General features: G+C 71.8%; 21 protein-coding genes. 16 read left to right on the top strand and 5 right to left on the bottom strand.

Features of this window, described 5'->3' with window-relative positions; all coding sequences use genetic code 11:
- Positions 1 to 173: 173 nt before the first annotated feature.
- From ACGFIS_RS12930 to ACGFIS_RS12885, 10 genes are all read left to right on the top strand, one after another.
- Positions 174 to 965, top strand: a complete 792-nt coding sequence (locus tag ACGFIS_RS12930; protein ID WP_392909700.1) for an oxidoreductase — start codon at positions 174 to 176, stop codon at positions 963 to 965.
- 984 nt (positions 966 to 1,949) lie between these two features.
- On the top strand, positions 1,950 to 3,029 hold the full coding sequence (gene ssd, locus ACGFIS_RS12925; RefSeq protein WP_392970693.1) for a septum site-determining protein Ssd: 1,080 nt from the start codon (positions 1,950 to 1,952) through the stop codon (positions 3,027 to 3,029).
- A complete protein-coding gene (locus ACGFIS_RS12920; protein ID WP_392909692.1) occupies positions 3,026 to 4,177 on the top strand; it encodes a TadA family conjugal transfer-associated ATPase in 1,152 nt (383 codons plus the stop codon). Before ssd ends, ACGFIS_RS12920 begins: the two co-directional genes overlap by 4 nt.
- Positions 4,174 to 4,869, top strand: coding sequence for a type II secretion system F family protein (locus ACGFIS_RS12915; protein WP_392970690.1), 696 nt, complete (start codon positions 4,174 to 4,176; stop codon positions 4,867 to 4,869). The genes ACGFIS_RS12920 and ACGFIS_RS12915 overlap by 4 nt, the downstream gene beginning before the upstream one ends.
- Positions 4,870 to 5,109: 240 nt before the next feature.
- Positions 5,110 to 5,760: a type II secretion system F family protein gene (locus ACGFIS_RS12910; protein WP_392909682.1), complete on the top strand. Its 651-nt coding sequence runs from the start codon at positions 5,110 to 5,112 to the stop codon at positions 5,758 to 5,760.
- Between the two features lie 105 nt (positions 5,761 to 5,865).
- Positions 5,866 to 6,060, top strand: coding sequence for a DUF4244 domain-containing protein (locus ACGFIS_RS12905; RefSeq protein ID WP_392970687.1), 195 nt, complete (start codon positions 5,866 to 5,868; stop codon positions 6,058 to 6,060).
- An 11-nt stretch (positions 6,061 to 6,071) separates the two neighbouring features.
- A complete protein-coding gene (locus ACGFIS_RS12900; RefSeq protein ID WP_392909674.1) occupies positions 6,072 to 6,458 on the top strand; it encodes a TadE family type IV pilus minor pilin in 387 nt (128 codons plus the stop codon).
- Positions 6,459 to 6,460: 2 nt separating this feature from the next.
- Positions 6,461 to 6,859 carry an Rv3654c family TadE-like protein gene (locus ACGFIS_RS12895; RefSeq protein ID WP_392909671.1) on the top strand — a complete coding sequence of 133 codons (399 nt, stop codon included), beginning with the start codon at positions 6,461 to 6,463 and terminating at the stop codon, positions 6,857 to 6,859.
- 212 nt (positions 6,860 to 7,071) lie between these two features.
- Positions 7,072 to 8,346 (top strand): hypothetical protein, encoded by a 1,275-nt coding sequence (locus tag ACGFIS_RS12890; RefSeq protein ID WP_392970684.1) that lies wholly within the window; start codon positions 7,072 to 7,074, stop codon positions 8,344 to 8,346.
- 267 nt (positions 8,347 to 8,613) lie between these two features.
- A complete protein-coding gene (locus tag ACGFIS_RS12885) occupies positions 8,614 to 8,985 on the top strand; it encodes a hypothetical protein (RefSeq protein ID WP_392970681.1) in 372 nt (123 codons plus the stop codon).
- Positions 8,986 to 9,103: 118 nt separating this feature from the next.
- Here ACGFIS_RS12885 and ACGFIS_RS12880 read toward each other — a convergent pair whose 3' ends face one another.
- Positions 9,104 to 11,413 (bottom strand): DEAD/DEAH box helicase, encoded by a 2,310-nt coding sequence (locus ACGFIS_RS12880; protein WP_392970678.1) that lies wholly within the window; start codon positions 11,411 to 11,413, stop codon positions 9,104 to 9,106.
- A 252-nt stretch (positions 11,414 to 11,665) separates the two neighbouring features.
- Between ACGFIS_RS12880 and ACGFIS_RS12875 the strand changes: the two genes are divergently transcribed.
- From ACGFIS_RS12875 to ACGFIS_RS12860, 4 genes are all read left to right on the top strand, one after another.
- Positions 11,666 to 12,019 (top strand): STAS domain-containing protein, encoded by a 354-nt coding sequence (locus ACGFIS_RS12875; RefSeq protein ID WP_392909654.1) that lies wholly within the window; start codon positions 11,666 to 11,668, stop codon positions 12,017 to 12,019.
- A gap of 16 nt (positions 12,020 to 12,035) precedes the next feature.
- Positions 12,036 to 12,473, top strand: a complete 438-nt coding sequence (locus tag ACGFIS_RS12870) for an ATP-binding protein (RefSeq protein WP_392909650.1) — start codon at positions 12,036 to 12,038, stop codon at positions 12,471 to 12,473.
- A gap of 515 nt (positions 12,474 to 12,988) precedes the next feature.
- Positions 12,989 to 15,445 carry a sodium-translocating pyrophosphatase gene (locus tag ACGFIS_RS12865; RefSeq protein ID WP_392909645.1) on the top strand — a complete coding sequence of 819 codons (2,457 nt, stop codon included), beginning with the start codon at positions 12,989 to 12,991 and terminating at the stop codon, positions 15,443 to 15,445.
- 313 nt (positions 15,446 to 15,758) lie between these two features.
- Positions 15,759 to 16,226, top strand: a complete 468-nt coding sequence (locus ACGFIS_RS12860) for a SixA phosphatase family protein (protein ID WP_392909641.1) — start codon at positions 15,759 to 15,761, stop codon at positions 16,224 to 16,226.
- 2 nt (positions 16,227 to 16,228) lie between these two features.
- Here ACGFIS_RS12860 and ACGFIS_RS12855 read toward each other — a convergent pair whose 3' ends face one another.
- The 4 genes from ACGFIS_RS12855 to ACGFIS_RS12840 form a co-directional block, all read right to left on the bottom strand.
- Positions 16,229 to 18,472, bottom strand: coding sequence for an FUSC family protein (locus ACGFIS_RS12855; RefSeq protein WP_392970675.1), 2,244 nt, complete (start codon positions 18,470 to 18,472; stop codon positions 16,229 to 16,231).
- A 93-nt stretch (positions 18,473 to 18,565) separates the two neighbouring features.
- Positions 18,566 to 19,765: a phosphoserine phosphatase SerB gene (serB, locus tag ACGFIS_RS12850; protein ID WP_392909633.1), complete on the bottom strand. Its 1,200-nt coding sequence runs from the start codon at positions 19,763 to 19,765 to the stop codon at positions 18,566 to 18,568.
- Positions 19,766 to 19,834: 69 nt separating this feature from the next.
- Entirely contained in the window at positions 19,835 to 20,902 is a 1,068-nt protein-coding gene (locus tag ACGFIS_RS12845; RefSeq protein ID WP_392909629.1) for an S-adenosylmethionine:tRNA ribosyltransferase-isomerase, read from the bottom strand.
- On the bottom strand, positions 20,899 to 22,269 hold the full coding sequence (locus ACGFIS_RS12840; protein WP_392909624.1) for an MFS transporter: 1,371 nt from the start codon (positions 22,267 to 22,269) through the stop codon (positions 20,899 to 20,901). The genes ACGFIS_RS12845 and ACGFIS_RS12840 overlap by 4 nt, the downstream gene beginning before the upstream one ends.
- Before the next feature lie 340 nt (positions 22,270 to 22,609).
- Between ACGFIS_RS12840 and ACGFIS_RS12835 the strand changes: the two genes are divergently transcribed.
- The gene (locus ACGFIS_RS12835; protein WP_392909621.1) at positions 22,610 to 23,752 is read left to right on the top strand and encodes a GAF domain-containing sensor histidine kinase; all 1,143 of its coding nucleotides are present in this window, start codon (positions 22,610 to 22,612) and stop codon (positions 23,750 to 23,752) included.
- Complete coding sequence (locus ACGFIS_RS12830) at positions 23,749 to 24,477, top strand: response regulator (RefSeq protein ID WP_392909617.1); 729 nt, start codon at positions 23,749 to 23,751, stop codon at positions 24,475 to 24,477. The genes ACGFIS_RS12835 and ACGFIS_RS12830 overlap by 4 nt, the downstream gene beginning before the upstream one ends.
- Positions 24,478 to 24,505: the final 28 nt, after the last annotated feature.

Raw genomic sequence — 24,505 nt, 5'->3', positions numbered from 1 at the left:
CAAGGCCGCCCCCGGATGTCGGAGATGAGCGCGACCGGTTGCCGTGACTCCGGATCGTGTGCCGAAGCTCGGCACAGCAGCCCTTCCCCAGTCTGCCGCGCCGAAATCGCTTTCGTCGCACGCGTCCGTGGGGCGTTGCATGGGCGTTGTGGGTGACCGCATAGGGTCGGGCCGTGACCGATGCCCTTGCTGATGTAGCGAACCTGCCCGGCGTCGCCGACGCCGTCGATGACGCGCGTTCCGCCGTGGACCGGCTGCTCGGCCACCGCATCCTGCGGCGCCGCAGCGCCGAGGTGTCCACCGAGTCCGCGCTGCGTGGTGCGCGGGCCTCGGCCGTCCTCGAAGGCGCATCGGTGACGCTGGACGAGCTGCGCACCACCGAGAACCCGTCCGATCCGGTCGTCCAGGGCTCCCTGCGTGTATCCGCTGAGCTGGGGACGTTGACGGACACGTGGCGGAAGGCCCCCCGACAGGCCCTCGCAAGACTTCACGTCCTCGCTGCGGCGGATGCGGTCGACAACGCCGATCTCGGACGTCCGCGCTCTGAAGACGGGAGCGTGAAGGACGTGCTGGGCCTCGGTGAGCCGCCATCGCCGTCCGAAGTGGCCGTCCGCCTGGACAGTCTCAGCGGATTGCTGATCGAGTCGACGAAGGCGCCGGCGCTGGTGGTCGGGGCCATCGTGCACGGCGAGCTGATGACCCTGCGTCCGTTCGGCTGGGGAGACGGGCTTGTCGCCCGTGCCGCCCAGCGGCTCACCTTCGTCGCCCGCGGCCTGGACCCCAAGTCGCTTGCCGCACCAGAGGTCGGGCACCTGGAACTCGCCGACGACTACGCCGAAGCGCTCCGCGCCTACGCGTCCGGCACTTCCGAGGGCGTCGCGCAGTGGATCGCGCACTGCTCGGCGGCTGTGGCGGCGGCCGCACGCGACTCCCAGGCCATCTGCGAAGCCTTCATGCGCGGCTGATCCTGTCGGCCGGGGGCGAGGAAGTCCGCGACTGGGCCGCCGTGCCCGGCGGCCCTGAAGCGAAGCGAACGGCGCCCCTCTGCGGGACGCCGCCGCCAGTCACGTCACACCGGGTTACCAGGCGTGCACCTCAAATTCGTCGGACCGGGTCAAGCCCGTCTCGACGCGCCTCCCGCGGCTGGTCGCGCGTGGGTGCCCGGCTGCCGTGCTCGGACACGTGGTCCGTATGACCTGTCTACGCCTCATTTGACCTGCTGACAAGCTCTCCATTCGGGAATTGTGCCCGGCGGGCGGACATCGCGCCGGACGGGACATGGGTGCACTGTGAGGTCAAGAGGGGATGGAACGCGCTATTCCGGACTATCCGTAACTATCTATCAGGACTCGGAATTGATCACTCACCGTGATCGTTTCTATTTCGTCCCGGATCCGGTGGGGCGGCCGGAAAGATCTTTAGTTCTCCTGTACGCTCCGACTCCCGTCCCAATGCACTCCATGTGCGTGGGAACGGGGTGCCTGTCGAGGGCGGGGCGGCGCCTCGCGCACACCGTCGCGCCGCACGCCGAGGGCATCATCCCGACCTGGTGCGAAAAACCGTCACCTGGGAGGGTGGATTGCGTCTCGACGAAACTCTCGACCATCGGGCAGCATATGTTGTATATGCCTAGACTGGAGACGTAAGTTCGCCTCTGCCATAGGGCGGACTTGCGCACGGCTTACGCCGAACTCCCCCGAGACTTTCTTGGGAAAGCGGGCCGGCTCTACCCCCCCGGAGCCGGACCGCCCGGCGACCCCCGCTCTCCCCCCCGGCGGGGGTCGCCCAGCCGTGAAGCGGCCGGGCGGTGGCGCCAGACGCACGAGCGCCACCGCCCCGCCGCCACCCGAGCCCCACGCCGGGCGAAGTTATCCACAGTTCACGGAACGTCTTCAGTGTCGTCACTCCGCGTCGCAAGGTGGATCCCACCGAACGTCGAAGGAGTATCGATGAACCTCGCGGCACTGATCGTGACGGGCGACCCCGCCCTCGCCGACGGCCTGCTCCGGCTCGCGGCCGCCGCCGACGCCCACGCCGAAGTCGCCCACGGCGCCGACGAGGCCAGGGCCGCCTGGACGTGGCCGTCCCTCATCCTCGTCGGCGCCGACGCGGCCGTGGAGGTGTCGTCCGCCGGCCTCCAGCGCCGTCCGGGCGTCGTCCTGGTCACCGGCGACGGTGCCACGTCCGACACGTACCGGCTGGCGGTCGAGGCCGGCGCGCAGGACGTCGCCGCCCTGCCCGACCACGAAGACTGGCTGATCAACGCGTTCGCCGCGGCCGGTGAACCCGAGAGCGGCTGGGCCACCACGGTCTGCGTGGTCGGTTCGCGGGGCGGCGCGGGAGCCAGCGTCCTCGCCGCCGCGCTCGGGCTCACGGCCGCAGGGCAGGGCCTGCGCACGCTGCTCGTCGACGCCGACCCGTTCGGCGGCGGCGTCGACCTCATGCTCGGGCTGGAGGAACACGAGGGTGTCCGCTGGCACGACCTCGCCGAGCGGCGGGGCAGGCTGAACACCGCCACCCTGCGCGAGACACTGCCGCGCTCCGGTGACCTGTCCATCCTGTCCTGGCGGCGCGGCGAACCGGTCCCGGTCTCCGACGACGCCGTCCGGTCCCTGTTCGACGCGGCCGTCCGCGGCTTCGACCTGGTCATCGTGGACGTCCCCCGCTACCCCGGCGACATCGGACGCGCCGCCCTGCGCTCCGCCGACGTCACGTTCCTGCTCGTCCCGGCCGAGGTCCGCGCGACCGTCGCCGCCGACGGCCTCGCCGCCGCCCTGCGCCGCGACACCGCCGACGTGCGGCTCATCGTCCAGGGCCCGGCGCCCGGCGGGCTCACCGCGGACGCGGTCACGCGCGCGCTCGACATCCCGTCCGCCGGCGCCTTCGAACGCGACCGCCGCCTGCCCACCGCCGTCGACGAGGGCGGCCTCGAACGGGCCTGCCGCCGAGGGCCGCTCGCCGAGTTCTGCGCCGGCGTCCTCGCCGACCTCGCCCTCCAGCCCTACGCATACCGGGAGGAGGCGGCATGACCAGGCTGTCCGATGCCATCCGGGACAGGCTGGCCGACTCCGGCGGCGAGCCGACCACCGGCCGGGTCGCCGCGGCGCTGCGTGCGGAGGGACGGCTGCTCGGCGACCGCGAAGTGCTGACGCTCGCCGACGAACTGCACGCCGAGTTCGTCGGCGCCGGGCCTCTGGAGCCGCTCCTGCGTTCACCGGACGTGACCGATGTCCTCGTGAACGGCCCGGACGAGGTCTGGGTCGACGCGGGCTCCGGTCTCGTCCGCACCGCGTTGCGGTTCCCGGACGAGCCGTCCCTCCGCCGCCTGGCACAGCGCCTCACCGCCGCCGCCGGGCGCCGCCTCGACTCCGCCGCCCCCTACGCCGACGCCCGCCTCCCGGGCGGAGTGCGGCTCCATGCCGTCCTCCCGCCCGTGGCCGCGACCGGGACCTGCCTGTCCCTCCGGCTCCCTCGCCGCCGCGCCTTCACCCTGGACGAGCTCATCGCCGCGAGCACCGTCCCGCCCGAGGGCGCCGAACTGCTCGCCGCACTGATCCGATCCCGGGCCGCCTTCCTGGTCACCGGCGGAACGGGAACCGGCAAGACGACGCTTCTGAGCTCGCTCCTGTCACTGGCGGATCCCGCCGAACGGCTCCTCCTGGTGGAGGACTCCGCCGAACTGAAACCGTCCCACCCGCACGTGGTCAGGCTGGAAGCACGGCCGCCCAACATGGAGGGCGCCGGGGGCGTGACGTTGAACGACCTCGTCCGCCAGGCCCTCCGCATGCGCCCCGACCGTCTGGTGGTGGGCGAGGTCAGAGGCCCGGAGGTCGTCGTCCTGCTGCAGGCCTTGAACACGGGCCACGAAGGCGGCTGCGGAACCCTCCACGCCAACACGGCCGGGGATGTGCCCGCCCGCCTCGAAGCCTTGGCCTGTGCGGCTGGCCTGACCCGGGAGGCCGTGCACAGCCAGCTGGCCGCGGCCTTGGACATCGTCGTCCATCTGGTCCGCGAACCGGGCGGAGGACGCCGCCGCGTGGCGGAGATCTGCCTCCTCCGCCGAGCTCCCGACGGCTTGGTCGGCGTCGTCCCCGCGGTCTCGTTCACCGCGTCCGGCGAGGTCATCCGGTCCCCGGGTGCCGAGTCCCTCGCCACCCGGCTGCGAGAAAGCCCATGATCAGCGCCTTGGCGATTCTCTGCTCGGCCGCCGCCGTCTGGACGTTTCTGACCCCCGCTCCCGCCGTCCTCCGGCTGGACCGCCTCGTCACCCGCCCGTCCGGCAACCCGCTCATCCGCGTCAAAGACAGAGTCGACGCGTTGCGAGAACGCAGAACCCGGCCCCATCGCCGGCGCACGGCCGTCATCGAACTCTGCGATGCCATGGCCGCCGAACTCGCCGCGGGCCGCACCCCTGACGAGGCGTTCACAGCGGCCGCCACCGTCCTCGACCCGCACGTCTCGAAGGAACTGCTCAGCGTCCCCAGTCCACCGTCCGAACACCTGGGGGAACTGGCGGCCCGGCCGGGCGCCGAGGGTCTCCGGCTCCTGGCGGCCTGCTGGCGAGTCGGCTCCGAACGCGGCGGCACCCTCGCCACCGTCCTGGACGGACTGGCCGTCGCCCTCCGCGACGAAGAGTCCCAGCGCCAGGACGTCTCCGTCCAATTGGCCGGCCCTCGGGCGACGGCTCGCCTTCTCGCCGCACTACCCGTCCTGGGCCTGGCCATGGCCGCGGCCCTGGGCGCCCACCCGATCCCCTTCCTCTTCACCACTCTTCTGGGCGCGGCGTGCCTGACCTCAGGTGCGGCCCTCAACCTGACCGGCCTCTACTGGACCCGCCACCTGGCCAGATCCGCGGAGTCCATCCGCTGACGCCTGCCAGGGGCCACCCACCTTGAAGGAGCTCTGATGACGGCGTTGATGGCCGTGCTGTGCGCGGCAGTGTCGGCCTTCCTTCTTCCCAGAAGCACGAATCCGGCCGTGAACAGGTTGCGGAACCAGTTCCGGAGACCCGTACGCCCCGCACCACGGCGGAACCCGGACCAGGGAAAGCGCGGCGACCAGGGTCGGCGCGAACCTCATCACGCCCTCCGGCCCCGGAGTATCGCGACGATGCCGGAACACAGGCCAGGCAAGGCGGGAGCCGAAGCCGGGCGACGTGACGCCGTCCTCCGCCGGCTGGCTGCGGGCATGGCGGGAGTGCTGTGCATGGTGACGCTGGGCGGGCCGACCGGCACCGTGATCGGTGTCCTGGTCGCGGTGGCCGTCTGGTTCTCGTTCGGCCGCCTGGGGAACGCGGAACGAAGACGCAGGCGGGCGCGCCTCGTCGCGGACCTGCCCGTGGCAGTGGATCTCCTCGCGGCCTGCCTGCGCGGCGGCGCTCCCTGGCACGACGCGGTCACCGCTGTCGCCGACGCGGTGGGCGGCCCGCTTGGGGACGAACTGCAAGCCGTCTCCATCCAGATCCGGTTGGGAGCCGACCCGGCCGAAGCATGGCTCACGCTCGCGAAAGAGCCGATGCTCGCCCCGCTGGCTCGCACGACCGTCAGGGCGGCGTCCACCGGTGCCGCACTGGCCCCGTCCCTGAGCCGCCTCGCCCGAGACCAGCGGCGCGTGGCGCGCTCGGCCGCGGCGGAGCGGGCACGGTCGGCGGGCATCCGCGCACTCGCCCCACTCGGCCTGTGCTTCCTTCCCGCCTTCGTCCTGCTCGGCGTCGTCCCGGCCGTCGCCGGGATCGCCTCGACCATCCTCCTGCCGCGGTGACCGGGTTATCCACAGTGCGCCGTTCACCCGGCGCCCCGCCCCGCGACTCGGCAGCCTCTGAACGGAACGACCACGAGGGAAACGACCACGAGGGAAAGGAGCCCCATGCGGGCGATGCAGATGGCAGTGCGGCGATGGCCCCGCCTGCACGGCGACCGGGGAATGTCCACGGCCGAGTACGCGGTCGGCACCATCGCCGCGGCGGCGTTCGCCGGCCTGCTGTTCAAGATCGTGACCAGTCCCCAGGTGAAGGAGCTGCTCTTACAGATCATCGAGAAGGCGCTCAAGCTGGCCGGCTGAGGGATCGCGGGATGGCCACGGCGGAGATCGCCGTGGCACTCCCCACCCTGGTCCTGGTGACCGCGATGGCGCTGTGGGGCCTGACCGCCGCGTCCGTCCAGCTCACCTGCACGGACGCAGCTCGAGCCGGTGCTCGTGCGGCGGCCAGGGGCGAGTCCCTCACCGCCGTGCGCGAACTGGTGGTGAAGGCCGTCCCCAAGGGAGCCGCCGTGCGGGTGAGCCGAGACGAAGCCACCGTCCACGTGGACGTCTCCGCCCCCGTCAAGCCCCCGGCGGCAGCCGGCCTGCCGCCCTTGATCGTCCACGTCCACGTGGCCGCCGCGACAGAACCAGGCGTCCCACCGGCGGCGCCTGGTCCGGGTGGCGGTACCGAGGGGGGTGGCGGTAGTGAGAGGTAGGTGTGGTGGCCGGAGCTGGTGAACGAGTACGGGTGTCGCCCGGGGCGGATCGTGGGTCGGGGACGATCTGGGTCCTGGCCTTCGCCGCCGTGATCTGGATCGGCGGGATGGCCGCGGTGGCGGTCGGCGGGGTGCGTGGTGCCCGGCATCGGGCGGATGCGGCGGCTGATCTGGCGGCGCTGGCCGGTGCGGCCCGGGCGGCGGAGGGCGGAGCGGACGTCTGCGGGCGGGCGAAGACGATCGCGATGAAGTCCGGGGCGCGGTTGGTGCGGTGCCGGGTCGCGGACGACGTCGTCGAGGTGTCGGTCGCGTTGGATCTGGTGGTGCCCATGGGGCTTGGGGCTGTGCGAGTCCTATCCCGGGCAAGGGCTGGCCCTGTGAAGCAGGAGGGCGTACCCTGACGCGACACAGCTCTTTGCACTGAGTGTCAATAGGCAGGGGAGTCGAGTCGCGGACGATGAAACGCATGTGTCTTTGTCATCGTCCTGTGACTTCTGCTACCCGGTGGTGCGTTACGCTTCTGTAAGCGTGCAGTTATCGCACGGGACGGTGTGCCCCCGCGAGGCCCTCGGCGGGATGAGACGAGCAGAACGCTGTCGAAGGGATTGAGGCCGTGACCATCATTCGCAGGATCGGTGCAGTCGCGCTGGCGGCCCCCCTTGCGATGAGCTTCCCGGTACTCGCCGCACTCCCCGCGCAGGCGGCCGCCACGACGAGCGTCATCACCCCGGAGGACGGCGCGGTCATCACGAGCGGTTCGGAGCTGACCGCCAAAGCCCACTTCGACTTCGCGATCAGCATGCAGCTGTGGGTCGACGGCCCCGGGATCGGCAACACGTTCCTCAAGGAGGGGGGCCTCGCCGGCGACCTGTCCGGGACGTTCTCGATTCGCCGGAACGGCCGCTACAAGGCCTACCTCAAGGGCAAGCAGACCGGGCACATCTACGACTCCAACACCTTCACCGTGCGCATCGCGCCGGCAGCGCCCACCGGTGTGTCCGCCCGGGTGTCCGGCGGCAAACTCGTCGTGAAGTGGAACCGCGGCCTTGAAGACGACCTGAGCGGCTACGCGCTCTCGGGTTCCGGCGTGAAGTCCAAGTCCGGTTCGGTGGGCTCGCTCTGCCAGGGGACGAGCTGCTCGGCCGCCCTTTCGCTGACCCGGTCGAGCGGTTCGGTGTCCGTGGGCGTCCAGGCGCAGCGTCCCACCGGGACGGGCGGATCGCTGTCCTCGCGTACCGCCACCGCCAACGCCACGGTGAGCGGTGGTTCGGCATCGCTGCCCGGCGGCTCCGCGCCGTCCCTCCCGACGGGTGGGGCGCCCAGCGCCGGGACCCCGCTGACGCCGTTCAACAACGAGTCGCCGGTGACCCTGCCGTCCGTTCAGCCCGACGGTGCCGCACCCGGGCTGACCTACCCCGCGCCGCAGATCGCCACCGACCCGCCGAGGGCCCAGAACATCGCGGCCACGGACCGGCTCCAGTGGGGCAAGAGCGTCGGTATCGCGATGGTCCTCCTGATCGTCGCCGCGCACCTCGGGACCTGGACGCGCCGCCTGCGCGTCGCCCAGGCGGGAACGAGCACCAAGGGCATGGCGGCCCGCATCGCGCGCAGCGGCACCGGCCGCAGGCGCGTCAGCAAGACCCGCGAGCAGATCGCACGCGCCGAGGCTCTCGCCAAGACGGCCCCGGTCCTGGCGGTCGGCGGCAGAGGCAAGAAGGGCGGCTCGGGCCGGAAGCCGCGCTCAGGTGACACGATGGTCATGACTCCGCCGTCGGCCAAGGCGAAGCCCGCGCGCCGTCCCGCGACGCTCGGCAAGGGGGCGAGCGGTGTGGACGTCAGCATCGCTTCCAAGTCCGGCTCGAAGTCCAGGCGCTCTCGCCGCAAGTAACCGGCCAAGAACCCGGACCCGGGCCGGGGCACCCGGACGTCGGGTCGCCGCCCCGCCCCGCCCCGGCGCAGGCGCTGCCGCTGGTGGGCTGGGCGCGCATCGTTCCGGGACGTGGGTACAAAACCCACTCCTGGACCACTGTTTGTGAACGGTCTAGGCTGCCTGCCGGGTGGATCACCCGGGTCGTCCGGTAATGCGTCCATGTCGTCCGAAACCACGGTCCGTGCCGTTCGAGAGGCGGGGGCCTGAGGGAAGGAGACCCTCCGCATGATCATCCTGGGGCTGATCGTCGCGCTCGCCGCCATCGTGGCCGCCGTCGTCGTGGTGCTGGACAACACGGGCGCCGCGGAGATGACCATGTTCGGCGACGCCGTTCCAGGGATCACGGAGCAGTGGCACGTCTTCATGGCCGGAGCCGTGGTCGCCATCGTCTTCATGGCCGGCATGGTGGTCGCGGCGCTGGGCTTCAAGCGTGCGGTCGGCATGCGCCGGGAGCTGCGGGACCTGCGGGACGAGCACGAGGAGTCCCTGCAGACGCTTGAGATGGAGCGGCGGAAGCTGCAGCAGGCCCTGGCGCAGGCGCGGCGCGGCGGCCACGATCAGCCGTCGGTGCCGGCGCAGCGCGTCGCCCCGAACTGACGCCTGCGGTCACGGGGCCGTGTACTGCGTACCCTGCACACCTGAGTCCGTCGACGCTCCGTCACCGCCTGCCGAAGCCCTCGGCGCCGACGGGTTCGCCCGGCCGGCGGCGCCGGGGTCAGGCCGGGGCCTGGGCCAGGAGGATGGCGAGGAGGTCCAGGGCGCCTCGTTTGTCCAACGGGTCGTTGCCGTTGCCGCATTTGGGGGACTGGATGCAGGACGGGCAGCCGGAGTCGCATTCGCAGGACGCGATCGCGTCGCGGGTGGCGTGGAGCCATTCGGCGGCGTCCGCGTAGCCGCGTTCGGCGAAGCCCGCACCGCCCTCGTGTCCGTCGTAGACGAAGACGGTGAGGAGCCCGGTGTCGGGGTGGACGGCGGTGGACACGCCGCCGATGTCCCAGCGGTCGCACGTCGCGAAGAGGGGGAGCAGGCCGATCGAGGCGTGTTCGGCGGCGTGGGCGGCGCCGGCCAGGTCGAGCCTGTCCAGAGAGGAGATCTGGGCGTCGGAGAGCGTCCACCAGACGGCGCGGGTGCGGAGGGTCCGGGCCGGGAGGTCGAGGGGCTTCTCGCCGAGCATCTCGCCTGTCTGCAGGCGGCGCATCTGGTAGGCGACCACCTGGCGCGTCACTTCGACGGTTCCGAAGCAGAGGGTGGCCTCGCCCCACGACGTGGAGCGGAGCCGTTCGACGATGGTGATGTCGGTGACGTCGCGGGCGGTCGTCGAGTAGTCGGGGTCGGCCGATTCGACGAGCGCCACCGAGTCGTCCAGGTCGAGGGTCTGGACGATGAACGAGTCGCCCTGGTGGATGTAGACGGCGCCCTCGTGGACGGTGGTGTGCGCGGACGCCTCGTCGACCGTTCCGAGGAGGCGTCCGGTGCCCAGTTCGACGACCTGGATGGGTTCACCGCCCGCTCCCCGGATATCCGCCAGGGCGGCGGCCTTGTCGCGGCGCGTCCAGTACCAGCCGGCGGGGCGGCGGCGGAGAAGGCCCCGGCGGACGAGGTCGGGCAGCAGGTCGGCGGTGGAGGGGCCGAAGAGCGGGAGATCGTCCTCGGTGAGCGGCATCTCGGATGCCGCGGCGCAAAGGTGGGGTTCAAGGACGTACGGGTTGTCGGGGTCGAGCACGGTGGCCTCGACCGGCGTCCCGAAGATCGCCTCGGGGTGGTGGACGAGGAACGTGTCGAGCGGGTCGTCGCGTGCCACCAGAACCGAGAGTGCCGCCTGGCCGGACCGCCCGGCGCGTCCGGACTGCTGCCACAGGGACGCGCGGGTGCCGGGCCAGCCGCAGACCAGGACGGCGTCGAGCCCGGAGACGTCCACGCCGAGTTCCAGGGCGTTCGTGCTCGCCAGGCCGATGATCGAACGGGAGCGGAGTGCGGCTTCCAGTGCGCGTCGTTCCTCGGGGAGGTAGCCGGCGCGGTAGGCGGCGACCTGCTCGGCCAAGGCGGGGGTGACCTCGTGCAAGGCGCGCTTGGCGCTGAGCGCGACCGACTCCGCACCGCGCCTGGAGCGGACGAACGCGAGCGTCTGGACGCCTTCGACGACGAGGTCCGCCAGGAGGTCGCCGGCTTCGGCGGTGGCTGTGCGGCGGATCGGGGCGCCGCGTTCGCCGCGCAGTTCGGTGAGGGGCGGTTCCCAGAGCGCGAACGTCGCCGGGCCGCGCGGTGAGGCGTCGTCGTCGACGGCGACGACGTCCAGTCCGGTGAGGCGGGACGCGGTGGCCGCGGGCTCGGACGTGGTGGCCGAGGCCAGGACGAAGGTCGGGTCGGCGTGGTAGCGGGCGCACAGGCGGCGCAGGCGGCGCAGGACGTGCGCGACGTGCGATCCGAAGACGCCGCGGTAGCCGTGCGCCTCGTCGATGACGACATAGCGGAGGCGGCGCAGGAACGACGCCCATCGGGAGTGGCTCGGCAGGATCGACCGGTGCAGCATGTCCGGGTTCGTCAGCACGTAGTTCGCGTGTTGCCGGACCCAGGTTCGCTCGTCCTGCGGCGTGTCGCCGTCGTAGGTCGCCGCGCGGACACGCGTGAGGCGCAGGGAGCGCAGGGCGCGGAGTTGGTCGGCGGCGAGGGCCTTGGTCGGCGCCAGGTAGAGGATCGTCCCCTCGTGGCGAGGATTCTCATCCTTCGCGTAGATCGCCTCGATGGAAGGCAGCAGGTAGGCCAGGGATTTCCCGGACGCCGTCCCTGTGGCGATGATCACAGAGCGGCCCGCGCGGGCGTGTTCGGCGGCGGCGGCCTGGTGCTGCCAGGGTGCCTCGATCCCGGTCGCGGCCAGCCGCTCGACCAGCAGCGGCGGCGACCAGGCGGGCCAGTCGGCTCGACGGCCCTGACGTGCGGGAACGCTCTCCACATGGGTGATGCGTTCGCGCCGTGCGGGGTCGGCGAGCAGCCGGTCGAGGGGGGATGAAGATCTTTGGGCGCCCATCAGGTTTTCAGTCTGCCAGCCGGGGCAAAACTACGGGAACGCCCCGGCGCCGGTGTGCCCGTCCCCCTGTCCTGGCCACTGGATCAGCAGGTCAGACGGGATGGCGCGAACTTTCGCCCGTGTGGGCGATAACGTGCGTGCACGACGCCGGAGCGTGGTTGAATCACGGCGAACTCTCGATGGCCGAATCGCCGCCCCGGCTGGCTCGGTCGATCGAGATCAGATAGTGCTGCACGGCGCGCTGGAGGATCTGTGGACCTGAAGGTGAACGACTACACCACTGACGATGGCCTCACCGTCATCAACGTGGAGGGCGAGATCGACGTCTACACGGCGCCGAAGCTTCGCGAGAAGCTCATCGACCTGGTCAACAAGGGTAAGTTCCACCTGCTCGTGGACATGGAGAAGGTGGAGTTCCTCGACTCCACCGGCCTCGGTGTCCTCGTCGGCGGGTTGAAGCGGGTGCGCGCCCACGACGGTTCGCTGGAACTGGTGTGCACCCAGGAGCGCATCCTCAAGATCTTCCGGATCACGGGGCTGACCAAGGTCTTCGGCATCCATGACTCGATCGCCGAGGCCGAGGAGAAGCGCAAGGGCGCCAGGTAGGCGGCCTGTAGCTGAGATGTCGACCGTTGAACTGTCCTTCAGTGCGCTCCCCGTCCATGTCCGGACCGCCCGGCTGATCGTCACCGCCGTGGCCCGCCGCAGCGGTGTGGCCGAGCCGTTGCTGGACGAGGTCAGGCTCGCGGTGGGCGAGGCGTGCTCGCGGGCCGTGGAGGCGCATCGCCGGCACTGCCCGGACGAGCCCGTCCGCCTGGAGTTGAGCGGCGCCGACCGCCGCTTCGAGGTGACCGTCAGCGACACCGTCTCCGAGGACGCGGCGGGGGGCCTCCCCACGGCCCCGGACGCGGAGGAGTTCGATTACGCCCTGGGCGAGGGCACCGCGGAGCTGGGGCTGGCCGTCATCGCCGGGCTCGCCGACGACGTGGAGATCGCCGCCACGCCCAAGGGGGTCCAGATACGGATGAGCTGGCCGGCCGAGGCGGAGGCGACCATCTGACACGCGCCCGTCCCACCGACGTCCGAAGGCCCCGCCGACCCCGGCGGGGCCTTCGCCGTCTCTTGGCGGGTCGGGTGTCCGGTTTGGGACACGTGGGGCCGATGGGTTTCAGGGTGTGAGATTCTCTGGGGGATGATCTCGGTTCGGATCGATTTGGGTCTGGACTTATTTCGTGTTAATGGCTAGCTTAAATGAGGACGCCGGTGGCCTCGCCGATGCGCCCGTGACGCGCTGCGCACGCCAATGTGGCCGCGAGGTAATAAAGAGCTAACCCAGGCTGACCTGGGCACATGCCGCCTGGCCAGCCTTATCAGGGAAATTCCGGCGTACCGTTCATTGCATTTTGGCGACATCCGCTTCCAGGGCCCTTCGGCCTTAACATTCGACCTACGCGTGCGTAGACTCCCGGCACCCGCGTTGCCGTGCGAGGGCGTTCGAAATCATGACTCGCGGGGTACGCGGTAAAGATCGTCTTTTGACGGTCGAGATCGCAACACCCCTGTCGAGGAGGACGGATGTCTGGGCTTTCCCTGTCAAGCCCGGCCAGCGCAGACGTGGATCTCGGCGGCGGCGACCTCTCATTGGTCGTCGTCGTCGCCGTGGTCGCACTGCTGGCACTGGCCGTCGCCGCGGGTCTCGTACGTGATGTCCTGGCCGCGGGCCAGGGCACGGACAAGATGCAAGAGATCGCGCGGGCCGTTCAGGTAGGAGCGAGCGCCTACCTGAAACGCCAGTTCCGAACGGTCGCGGTCTTCGTGGTCCTGATCCCGCTCGTACTGCTGCTGCTACCCGCCGACTCGACCGGGGAACGGATCGGACGGTCGGTCTTCTTCATCGTCGGTGCGCTGTTCTCGGCCGTCACCGGGTTCGTCGGCATGTGGCTGGCGGTCCGGGGCAACGTCCGGGTCGCCGCGGCCGCCCGCGAGGAGGGCGGCGAGAAGACGGCGATGCGCATCGCCTTCCGTACGGGCGGCGTCGCCGGAATGTTCACCGTCGGCCTCGGCCTGTTCGGCGCGGCGGTCGTCGTACTGGCCTACCAGGGCGACGCGCCGAAGGTCCTGGAGGGCTTCGGTTTCGGCGCCGCGCTGCTCGCCATGTTCATGAGGGTCGGCGGCGGCATCTTCACCAAGGCCGCCGACGTGGGCGCCGACCTGGTCGGCAAGGTCGAGCAGGGGATTCCCGAGGACGACCCCCGCAACGCCGCGACCATCGCCGACAACGTGGGCGACAACGTCGGTGACTGCGCCGGCATGGCCGCCGACCTGTTCGAGTCGTACGCGGTCATGCTCGTCGCGGCGCTGATCCTGGGCACCGCGGCGTTCGGCACCGAGGGCCTGGTGTTCCCGCTGATCGTGCCGATGATCGGCGTGATCACCGCGGTGATCGGCATCTTCGCGGTGACGCCCCGGTCCGGTGACCGGTCCGGGATGACGGCGATCAACCGTGGCTTCTTCATCTCGGCGGGGATCTCGGCGATCCTCGTCGCGATCGCCGCGTTCGCGTACCTGCCCTCGTCGTTCGCGGACCTGACCGGGGTCACCGACACGGCGATCCAGAACCTGGACGCCAACCCGCGCTGGGTCGCGATCGGCGCGGTCCTCATCGGCATCGTGCTGGCCAGCGCGATCCAGCTGCTGACCGGCTACTTCACCGAGACGAACCGCAAGCCCGTCCAGGAGGTCACCAACAGCGCCCGCACGGGGCCCGCGACCGTCATCCTGTCCGGCATCTCGCTCGGCCTGGAGTCGGCCGTCTACACCGCGCTCGTCATCGGCGGCGCCGTGTACGGGGCGTTCCTGCTCGGCTTCGGCAACACCACCGTGGCGCTGTTCGCGGTGGCGATGGCCGGCACCGGCCTGCTGACCACCGTCGGCGTGATCGTCTCGATGGACACGTTCGGTCCCGTCTCCGACAACGCCCAGGGCATCGCCGAGATGTCCGGGGACGTCCAGGGTGAGGCCGCGTCCGTCCTGGAGCGGCTGGACGCGGTCGGCAACACCACCAAGGCGATCACCAAGGGCATCGCGATCGCGACGGCGGTGCTCGCCGCGACCGCGCTGTTCGGCTCGTTCCGGACGACGGTGATCTCGGCGTTGAACGACGCGTCCGACGAGGCCAAGGACGCACTCGGCGACTTCGGTGTGTTCAGCCTGTCGATCGACAACCCGAACGTGCTGATCGGGCTGATCATCGGTGCGGCCGTGGTGTTCATGTTCTCCGGCCTGGCCATCATGGCGGTCGGCCGGGCGGCCGGACGGGTCGTGGTCGAGGTGCGGGAGCAGTTCCGCACCAAGCCCGGGATCATGGACTACACCGAGAAGCCCGACTACGACCGGGTCGTGGACATCTGCACCCGGGACGCGCAGCGCGAGCTCGCCACCCCCGGACTGCTGGCGATCCTGACTCCGATCGCGGTCGGCTTCGCGCTCGGGTACGCGCCGCTGGGCGCCTACCTGGGCGGCGCGATCGCCGCCGGCGTGCTGATGGCGGTGTTCCTCGCCAACTCCGGCGGCGCCTGGGACAACGCCAAGAAGCTCGTCGAGGAGGGCCACCTCGGCGGCAAGGGCAGCCCCGCGCACGAGGCCACGATCATCGGTGACACGGTCGGCGACCCGTTCAAGGACACCGCCGGTCCGTCGATCAACCCGCTGATCAAGGTGATGAACCTGGTCGCGCTGCTGATCGCGGACGCGGTCGTCACGTACGCGGGCAACACCCTGCTGCGCGTCGTGGTGACCGTGGTGTCCGTCGGCGTCGTGGTGGCCGCCATCGTGATCTCCAAGCGGCGCGCCGACCCGATCGCCGAGCCGGCCGTCGAAGGCGGCGCACCCGGCCCGGCCGCCACGGAGGGCGGCGAGGCCGAGGGCGGCGCCGTCGAGGAGGGCTCCCCGGAGGAGGCGGCCGTCGGCGCCGACTCGGGCGGCGCCACGGCCGAGTCCGGCAACGAGGAGTCGTCCGCCAAGAACGGCTGACCGTTCGGGCGGACCCGCCTGTCGGGGCGGAGGGGCCGGTGGCGACGAGCCGCCGGCCCTTCCGCATGCCCGGGGTCCTGTCACGTCCGCCCGGGACCGGCCATACGCTGTACGTACCGGAGTGGACCGAAAGCGGGAGGCGCTGTGGCGAGCGGCGGCAAGTCGACGATGTCGGGGGCCAAGGGCTTCGCCATCGTGCTCGGCGGGATGCTCGGCATCATGCTGGTGCTCTGGGCCCTGGCGGCCATGGTCGCCCCGTAGCCCCCACCCGCACCCCGCGGGCGTGCGATCGGCGAGGGCTAGGCTGATCGGTATGCCGACGCTCATCTTGCTACGCCATGCCAAGGCCGTCGCGGGGCTGGGGATCGCCGATTTCGACCGCACCCTCAACGACCGCGGCCGGCGGGACGCCGCGGCGGCGGGGGATTGGCTCCGCGCGAACGACCTCGTCCCCGGACTGGTGCTGTGCTCCACGTCGGCGCGGACGCGGGAGACGCTGGCCCTGCTGGACGTCGACGCCGAGGTGAGTTTCGAGTCCGGGATCTACGGCAACGACCCCGGCGGGATCCTCACACTGGTGAACCAGACCCCGGACGACGTCGGACGGCTGCTGCTGGTGGGGCACAACCCGTCCGTGCACCAGCTCGTCCACGACCTGACCGGAAGCGCGCCGGACAGCTTCCCGACATGCGCGTTCGCCGTGATCGAACTGCCGGGCGCGTGGACGGACGTCCGTCACGGCGCGGGGACGCTCCGCGCCACCCACACCCCGAAGGACTGACGTCAGCGGCGGGATCCGGCGGCGGTCAGCGACGACTCGATGACCGTCCCGGCGTCCTCGCGCAGCATCCGGATCGTGTGCCGGGTGCCGGACACCTGGAGCAGGGCGTGCCGGAGCGGGGTGAACTCGTCCCGTCCGACACCCGAGGTGATCTCGGCGCGGCGCCGCCGGGTGAGCTTGGACAGGTGGGTGTCGAGGTCGGCGAGTTCCTCGCTCATCTCCTCCGCCGGCGTGGCGGCCTCCGGGTCGGGCGGCTCCGGATCCTCCAGCAGTCCCGCGGTCTCCTCCAGCTGGTCGGCGAGGCGGTCGAGGATCTCGGGGATCGGCCCGGTGTCGACGGCCTCCTCGCGGGACAGCTTCGCGACCGTGATCAGGCGGTCGCGGGTGCGGTGCGCGGCGTCAACGACGGTCTCCAGCTCGGCGATCAGCTCGGTGTCGGGTACCCGTTCGTGGCCGAGCCGCGTCCGGGTCGCGGCGACGGCCTCGGCGGACCGTTCCGCGGTGACGATCGTGTCGTGCGGCAGCCGGACGCGTTCACCGGCGAGGACGTCCGCCGTCGCGCGGACGAGGCCGGCGTGCCGGTCGAGGAGCCGGCCGAGCTGCACGGGCAGGCGTTCGAGGTGCCCGGCGGGCCACAGCAGCCGGACGGCGAGATACGCGATGATCGTCCCGGCGAACGTCAGCAGGATCCGCTCGCCGGCGGTGACCCAGTCGGCGGGCGTGGAGAAGTCCAGCAGCATCATCGCGAGCGGCGTCCCGAACAGGGCCCAGTAGGCGAAGTTCACCGCGCGCATCGCGAAACCCGCCACCGCGAAGCAGAAGACGATCACCGCGATGGCCGGCGGCCCCGGCGCGAGCGTCAGGATGACGGCTGCGACGGCCGACCCGGCGGCGGTGCCGCCGACCCGCTGGACGAGCCGTTCGACGGTTTCGCCGTAGGTGGCGCGCAGGCTCAGCATCGCGGTGATCGTCATCCAGTGCCCGTAGCCGAGGTCCAGCGCGGCGGCCAGCGCCATCGTCACCAGGGCCGTCAGGAAGACGCGCGACACCTGCCGGAACATCGGCGAGCGGGTGGCGACGGCGCGGCGGAGCCGCGCCCAGACCGGCGCCGGGTCGAACTCGGGGAGCCGGGGCGGGCCGAGCCCGAACCGGAGCCCGCCCGCGACGAGGCGGCGGGTGGAGGCGACCTCGCCGGTGATGCGGTCGATCGACCGGCGCACCTGCCCGATCAGCGCGACCGCGACGAGGTCCTCGTCCCCGGCGAGACCCGCGCGCCTGATGTGTTCGGCGGCCCGTCCCATCCGGCGGACGGCGGCGGACTCCTCCCGGCCGAGCGGCGCCTCGCCCGCGCTCGCGACCGCGCCGGACAGCAGCCGCAGCCGCGCCGCGAGCGCCGAGATCGCGGTCTGCGCCTCCTCCTGCCATTCGCGGTCCGGCGGATAGTTCTTCGCGGCCTCCAGGACGGCCTGGAGCGTCACCGTCTCGTGCAGGACGCGTCCGAGCGCCTCGATGAGCCGTTCGGGCCTTGTGGGCTCCGTCCGCCCGCGTCCGGACCGGTACAGCGCGTAGGTGGCGCGTGCCGCGGTCAGCGACTCCGACGCCGCCCGCCGCTTGGCCTCCCAGTCGGGGATGCGGGTGACGGCCAGCAGATCGGGGTCGGTCAGCTCGACGTCGTCGAGCGGGCTGCCGTCCGGTGCCGCGACGTCCTGCGCCACGGCGTCCAGTGCCTCCGCGACGGCGTCCGCCGTCTCGCTCAGCGCCGCCCGCAGCGGACGCAGCCGCCGCGCGGGCCACGGCGCCAGCAGCAGCCCGGCGATGATCAGCCCGCCGATCAGCTCCAGTATCCCGATGAGGATGACGTCGGACGGCGGCCGGACCGCGCTGAGCAGCACCGCCAGCCCCGCCGTCGAACCGATCCGCGGGACGGCGACGCCCAGCGCGATCAGCGGCGGGACGACGAAGACGGGCAGCCACGCGGTCTCGCTCAGCAGCCCGCCGAACGCCGACCCGACCGCCACCACGAGCACGCCGACCGCGAGGTCGCGGGCCCGCGCCCCGTACGGTCCCTCCGGCGCCCGCAACGCGACCAGATACGCGCCGAGCGCGATCATCGACCCCTGCGCGCCGTGCCCGGTCACCGCCCCGACGAACAGCGGCACCGCCATGGCGAGCGCCGCGGCGAACCCGTACATCGGCGCCGCCCGCCCACCGATCCGGGCGTAAGCCTCCCCGGCCCGCTGCAGCACCGATCGCCCGCCTCTTCCTCGACACTTCAGGCGGCCCGCAACCCCGCCCTCCCACCTGTACCCAGGTGATCGCCCACTAAGGCCGAACGTGGATCAACACTCGTCGGCGGCGTCGGCGGCTTCCACTTCTTCGCGGGAGATGCCCAGGAGGAAGACGATCGTGTCGAGGTAGGGGACGTTGACGGCGGTGTCGGCGGCCTCGCGGACGACGGGTTTGGCGTTGTAGGCGATGCCGAGGCCGGCGGCCTGGAGCATGTCGAGGTCGTTGGCGCCGTCGCCGATCGCGACGGTCTGGCTGATCGGGATGCCGGCTTCCTTGGCGAAGTGCTCAAGGGCGGCGGCCTTGCCGGCGCGGTCGATGACCGGGCCGGAGACCCGGCCGGTGATCTTGCCGTTCTCGATCTCCAGGGTGTTGGCGGCGGAGTAGTCGATGCCGAGATCGTCGACCAGGCCGTCGGTGACCTGGGTGAAGCCTCCGCTGACGATGGCGAACTTGTAGTCGAGCCGCTTCAGGGTGCGGACCATCGTGCGGGCGCCGGCGGCGAGGCGGAGCTCGTCGCGGACGTCGTCGATGGCGGACGCGTCGAGCCCGGCGAGGAGCGCGACCCGTTCGCGGAGGGAGCCCTCGAAGTCGAGTTCGCCGCGCATGGCGGCCTCGGTGACCTTGGCGACCTCGTCGAGGCAGCCGGCGTGCTCGGCGAGCAGTTCGATGACCTCGCCCTGGATGAGGGTGGAGTCGACGTCCATGACGATCAGCCGTTTGGCGCGGCGGTGCAGGCCGCTCTGCTGGACGGCGACGTCCACTTCCTGCTCGGCGGCCTCGGCGGTGAGGGCGGCGCGGAGGGCGTCGGGGTCGGCACCGGAGACGTCCATCTCGATGCAGGTGACGGGGTTCTGCGCGAGCCGTTCGATGCGGTCGATGTTGGCGCCGTGCGCGGAGATCCGCCCGGCCATGCCGGCCATGGCGGCGGGCTTCAGCGGGGCGCCGAGGACGGTGACGTGGAGGCGGCCGCTGCGCTTCGGCATCCGCTTGTTGCGGCCCGTGGACAGCTCGATCTCCATGTCGAGGTCGTTGGCGACGCGTTCGGCGGCGTTCCACACCCGGCCGATGTCGGCGCCTTCGCTGTAGGCGAGCAGGACGCCGAGGACGAGCCGCCCGCGGATCACGACCTGTTCGACGTCGGCGACGGTGAGCGGGAACTCCGCGAGTGTCCGGAAGAGACGCGACGTCACGCCGGGGCGGTCGCGTCCGGTGAGTGTGATGAGGAGCGTGCGCTGTGCTGACCCGTCCATAACTGTTCACCACGTTACCGGCCGCGACGCGGGGAACGTGCGCCAGGTCCAGCATGCAAGACGGCGGGGCTAGTCGGGCAGCAGGAGATTGACGTCTCCGAACTCGTGCCAGAGATAGCGTCCGGCCAGGGCGGCCTTGTAGGTCGAGGCGAGCAGGCCGGGTCCCGCGATGGCGGTGAGCATCATCAGGTGGGACGACCGGGGCTCGTGCAGGCCGGTGAGGAGGCCGTCGACGGCCTGTACGCCGTGCTCGGGGGTCACGACGTGCTCGGTCCACCCCTGGGATGCCCGGACGTGCCCGGCGGCGTCCGCGGACGTCTCCAGGGCGCGAACGGCGGTGGTGCCGACGGCGATCACCCGGTGGCCGCGGGCGCGGACGTGCTCGACCAGCGCGGCCGTCGGTTCGGGGACCTCGTAGCGTTCGGCGTACGGGGGTTCGTGGGCCCCGGGGGCCGCGACGCCCGTGTGCAGGGTGATCGGGGCGATGAGGACGCCGCGCGAGACGAGCCGGGTCACCAGTTCGGGGGTGAAGGGCCGTGCGGCGCTCGGCATTTCGGCGCCGCCGGTCGTCCGGTCGTGGGCGAACGCGGTCTGGTACGCGGCGGCCGGCCAGTCGCAGCGGACGTACCCGTACCGGATCGGTGTCCCGTGGCGCCGCAGATACGGGACGACATCGGTGCTGAGCCTGGCCTCCCAGAGACGCTCCGACGTGCTGCGGGGGGACGACTCCCCACGCCCCCCGGAACCGCCTTTGTGCCGCCCCACCAGGGTGAGGGTGGCGCCACCGGGCAGCGGGATCCATTCGCCGGGGCGGCCCCCCGGGTAGGGGCTGCTGGACTTGCCGGTGAGGCGCCGCAGTTCGACGAGCCACACCCGGTCGCCGCCGCCGGGCACCGGGGTGGAGAAGTGGACGCTGATCCGGTCGAGCCGGACGGCGGCCGGCAGCGTGGCCGAGGTGTTGACGACGAGCAGGTCGCCCGGGTCGAGCAGCGCGGGCAGGTCGCGGAACTCGTGGTGGGCGACCTCTCCGGTGGCGCGGCGTGAGACGAGGAGCCGGACGCCGTCGCGGGTCCGGCCGCGCGCTTCGGGAGGCTCGTGGGCCTCCAGGGACGGGGGGAGGGTGAAGTCGACGGTCATGCGCGGGCCTCCAGCCGGAGTGCGGCGATCACGCCGAGGGCGGCGATCACGGCGAACAGCGCCCCGGCGACGGCCAGGCCCGTGTCGAGCCGTGCGCCGCCGAAGCCGGCGACCAGCGCGCCCGCGACGCCGACCACGAGGGAGGAGCCGAGGGTGTCGCTGATCTGCAGCGAGGACGAGTTGACGCCCTGCTCGCCCTCGGGGGACAGGTCGAGGAGCAGGACGGAGAGGCTGCTGATCGCGAACCCCATCCCGGCGCCGCCGATGATCCACGCGGGGACGGCGAGCCAGCCGGAGAGCTGGAGCGCGATGACGGTGAGGATGATCCCGGCGGTGACGAGCACGGCGCCGAGGCGGGTGAAGAACGCGCGGGAACGCTTGGACTTGGCCTGGATCTGGGCCGACGCCGACCAGCCGAGCGCGCCGACCGTCAGCACGATCCCCGCCTGCGTGGCGCTGAAGCCGTGCAGCCGGGTCAGCGCCAGGGGGATGAACACGTCGGTGCCGAAGAACGCGCCGGACAGCAGGCCCCGGACGAGGATGACGCTCGGCAGCCCGCGGCGGAGGCGCAGCGTCCCGGCGGGCAGGAGTTTCGGCAGACCGTACGCGAGGCCCGCGACCCCCGCGGCGACGGCGGCCGCCATCGTCCAGCCGGGGGCGTCCAGGCCGTACAGGAGGATTCCGGCGCCCGCCGACACGGTGATCGCGGCGAGATAACGGCCCTTGCCGGCGGCGGGAGCGGCGTCCACGGCCCGGATGCCGCGCAGTGCCGGGACGAGCAGCAGCGTCGTCGGGATCACCAGCGGGATCATCCCGAGGAACACCCATCGCCAGCCGGCGTGCTCGGCGACGACGCCGCCGACCGCGGGGCCGATCAGCGACGGCAGCACCCACGCCGCGGCGAGCATCCCGAACACGCGGGAGCGCTGATCCTCCGGGTAGACGCGGGCGATCACGACGTACATCGCGACGATCGCGACGCCCGAGCCGAGGCCCTGCACCGCGCGCCCGGCCACGAACAGCCACATGGACGGCGCCGCGCCCGCGATCACCAGCCCGGCGACGAACGTCCCGAGGCCGATCATGAACGGCCGAACGGGGCCGGCCCGGTCGATCCAGCCGCCCGCCAGGACGGTGGACAGCAGGCTCGTGATCAGGGTGGCGCTGAAGCCCCACGCGTACAGCGACAGGCCGTCCAGGTCGCCGGCGACCACCGGCATGACCGTGCCGACGGCCATGGCCTCGAACGCCAGCAGCGTGACGACCAGGACGATTCCCAGCGTCGTGGCCCGGAGCCCGGCTTCCCGCGGCTTGGTCCCGGTGCCGGGCGGCGGTGCCGGATGATCGGATTGGAGCACGGTGGTCATCGTGCACCGGCCAGGTCCCGGCCGAGCCCGCGGGAGGCCCCGGTGATCAGTGCCGTGTTCGCCGTGCTCGCTGCGGTCATGCCTTCGACGGTAGGAATCCGCGCAGCTCATGGCATCGGCCGGCGGGTCCTGCGGCGGGTGGTCAGATGGTCCTAGGACCAGGGTCCCGGACGCCCTGCCGAGACGGCCGGAGACGTCCGTTCCGGGGCCGGGGCCGCAGGTGTGGCGGAGGATGTGCGGGGTCCCTCCACGTGGGGCGAGCGAGAAGACCCGGGCACCGAGTACGGTCTTCACATGTGAGTGCCGGAAGGCGCTCGGCCACGGGCGACGAGAGGCCGGGATGGAGACCGAGGACGGCTGCCGCGGCGACCAGGGCGCGACCCTGCACGCCGTGAGTTCCGCGGTGCTCGCGGTGACCCGGCACCTGTCCGTCCACGAGGTGCTCCAGGTGATCGTCCGGGCGGCGGCGCAGCTCCTGGACGCGCGGTACGCGGCGCTCGGCGTCCCGGACGACGAGGGCTCGTTCGCCGAGTTCGTCGTCGAGGGCATCTCGGAGGAGGAGTGGGAGCGGATCGGCCCGCTGCCCCGCCAGCACGGCATGCTCGCCGCGATGCTGCACGGCGACACGCCGAAGCGCCTCACCGACATCCGCAAGGAACCGGAGTTCGAAGGCTGGCCGGTCGCGCATCCCGTCCTGAAGGACTTCCTGGGCGTGCCGATCCTGGACGGCGAGGACGTCCTCGGCATCATCTTCCTGGCCAACAAGCAGCGTCCCGGCGGATTCACCGAGGGCGACGAAGACCTCCTCACCCTGTTCGCCGCGCACGCCGCGATCGCCATCGCGAACGCCCGGCTGCACGAGCACAACCGTGAGCTGACGGTCGTCGCCGAACGCAACCGCATGGCCCGCGAGCTGCACGACGCCGTCGCCCAAAAGCTCTTCTCGCTGCGCCTCACCGCCCGCACCGCGTCCGCGCTGGCCGAGAGCGACCCCGCCCGCACCGTCAAGGAGCTGGAGCAGGTCGAGCGCCTCGCCGCCGGGGCCCTCAACGAACTGCGCGCCGTCATCTTCGAGCTGCGCCCGGCGGACCTCGCGGACGGTCTGGTCGCCTCCCTGCGCAAGCACGTCGAGGTCCTCGACCGGGCGCACGAGGCCACCGTGCGCATCGCCGCCGACGAGGCCGTCGTCCTGCCGGAGGACCATGAGGCCGTCGCCTTCCGCATCACCCAGGAGGCCCTCTACAACGCGCTGCGACACGCCGGGGCCCAGACGGTGGAGGTCCGCCTGGCCACGCAGGATGGACGCGCCGTCCTGGAGGTCGCCGACGACGGCTCGGGCTTCGACGCGTCCGACACGGCCGAGCCGCAGGGCGGGCTGGGGCTCGAGTCCATGCGGGACCGTGCGTACTCGATCGGCGGTGGCCTCACCATCGACGCCGCTCCGGGACGGGGCACGACCGTCCGGCTGGAGGTGCCGCTGTGACCGCGAACGGCGGCGGGCCGCGACATGGAACGATCAAGGTCCTGATCGCCGACGACCATCCGGTCGTCCGGCAGGGACTGCGCACCTTCCTCGGCATCCAGGAGGACATCGAGGTCGTCGGCGAGGCCGGGGACGGCGCGTCGGCCGTGACACTGGCCGAATCGCTGGAGCCCGATATCGTGCTCCTGGACCTCAAGATGCCGGGCGCCGACGGCTTGGCCGCGCTGACGGAGCTGCGGGCTCGTGGGGTGCCGGCACGCGTCCTCGTCCTGACCAGCGTCACCGAGCGCGGGCATGTGCTGCCGGCGGTCCAGGCGGGCGCGTCCGGGTACCTGTACAAGGACGTCGACCCGCAGGCGCTCGTGCAGGCGATCCGGGCGGTCCACGACGGGCACGTGCTGTTCGCGCCCGACGCGGCCGAGGCGATGCTGGCGGACGGTCCGGCGGGCCGTGGCGCCGGAGGTGACGACCGCGGCCTGGCCGCGCTGACCGAACGGGAACGGGAGGTGCTCGTGCACATCGCGCGGGGGAGGTCCAACCGGGAGATCGCCCGCGCACTCGTGGTGTCCGAGAAGACGGTCAAGACGCACGTCAGTAATCTGCTCATGAAACTGGGAGTCCAGGATCGGACGCAGGCGGCGCTGTACGCCGTCCGGCACGGCGTCGGCTCGTCCGGCGCACCCGGGGAAACCGGGGAAACCGGGGAAGCCACCGCCCGCGGCTGATACAACTCCTCTGACAGGATCGTCATCG

The sequence above is a fragment of the Spirillospora sp. NPDC048824 genome (assembly GCF_043198455.1).
GTDB lineage: Bacteria > Actinomycetota > Actinomycetes > Streptosporangiales > Streptosporangiaceae > Spirillospora.
This window is presented reverse-complemented; position numbering and strand designations above follow the sequence as displayed.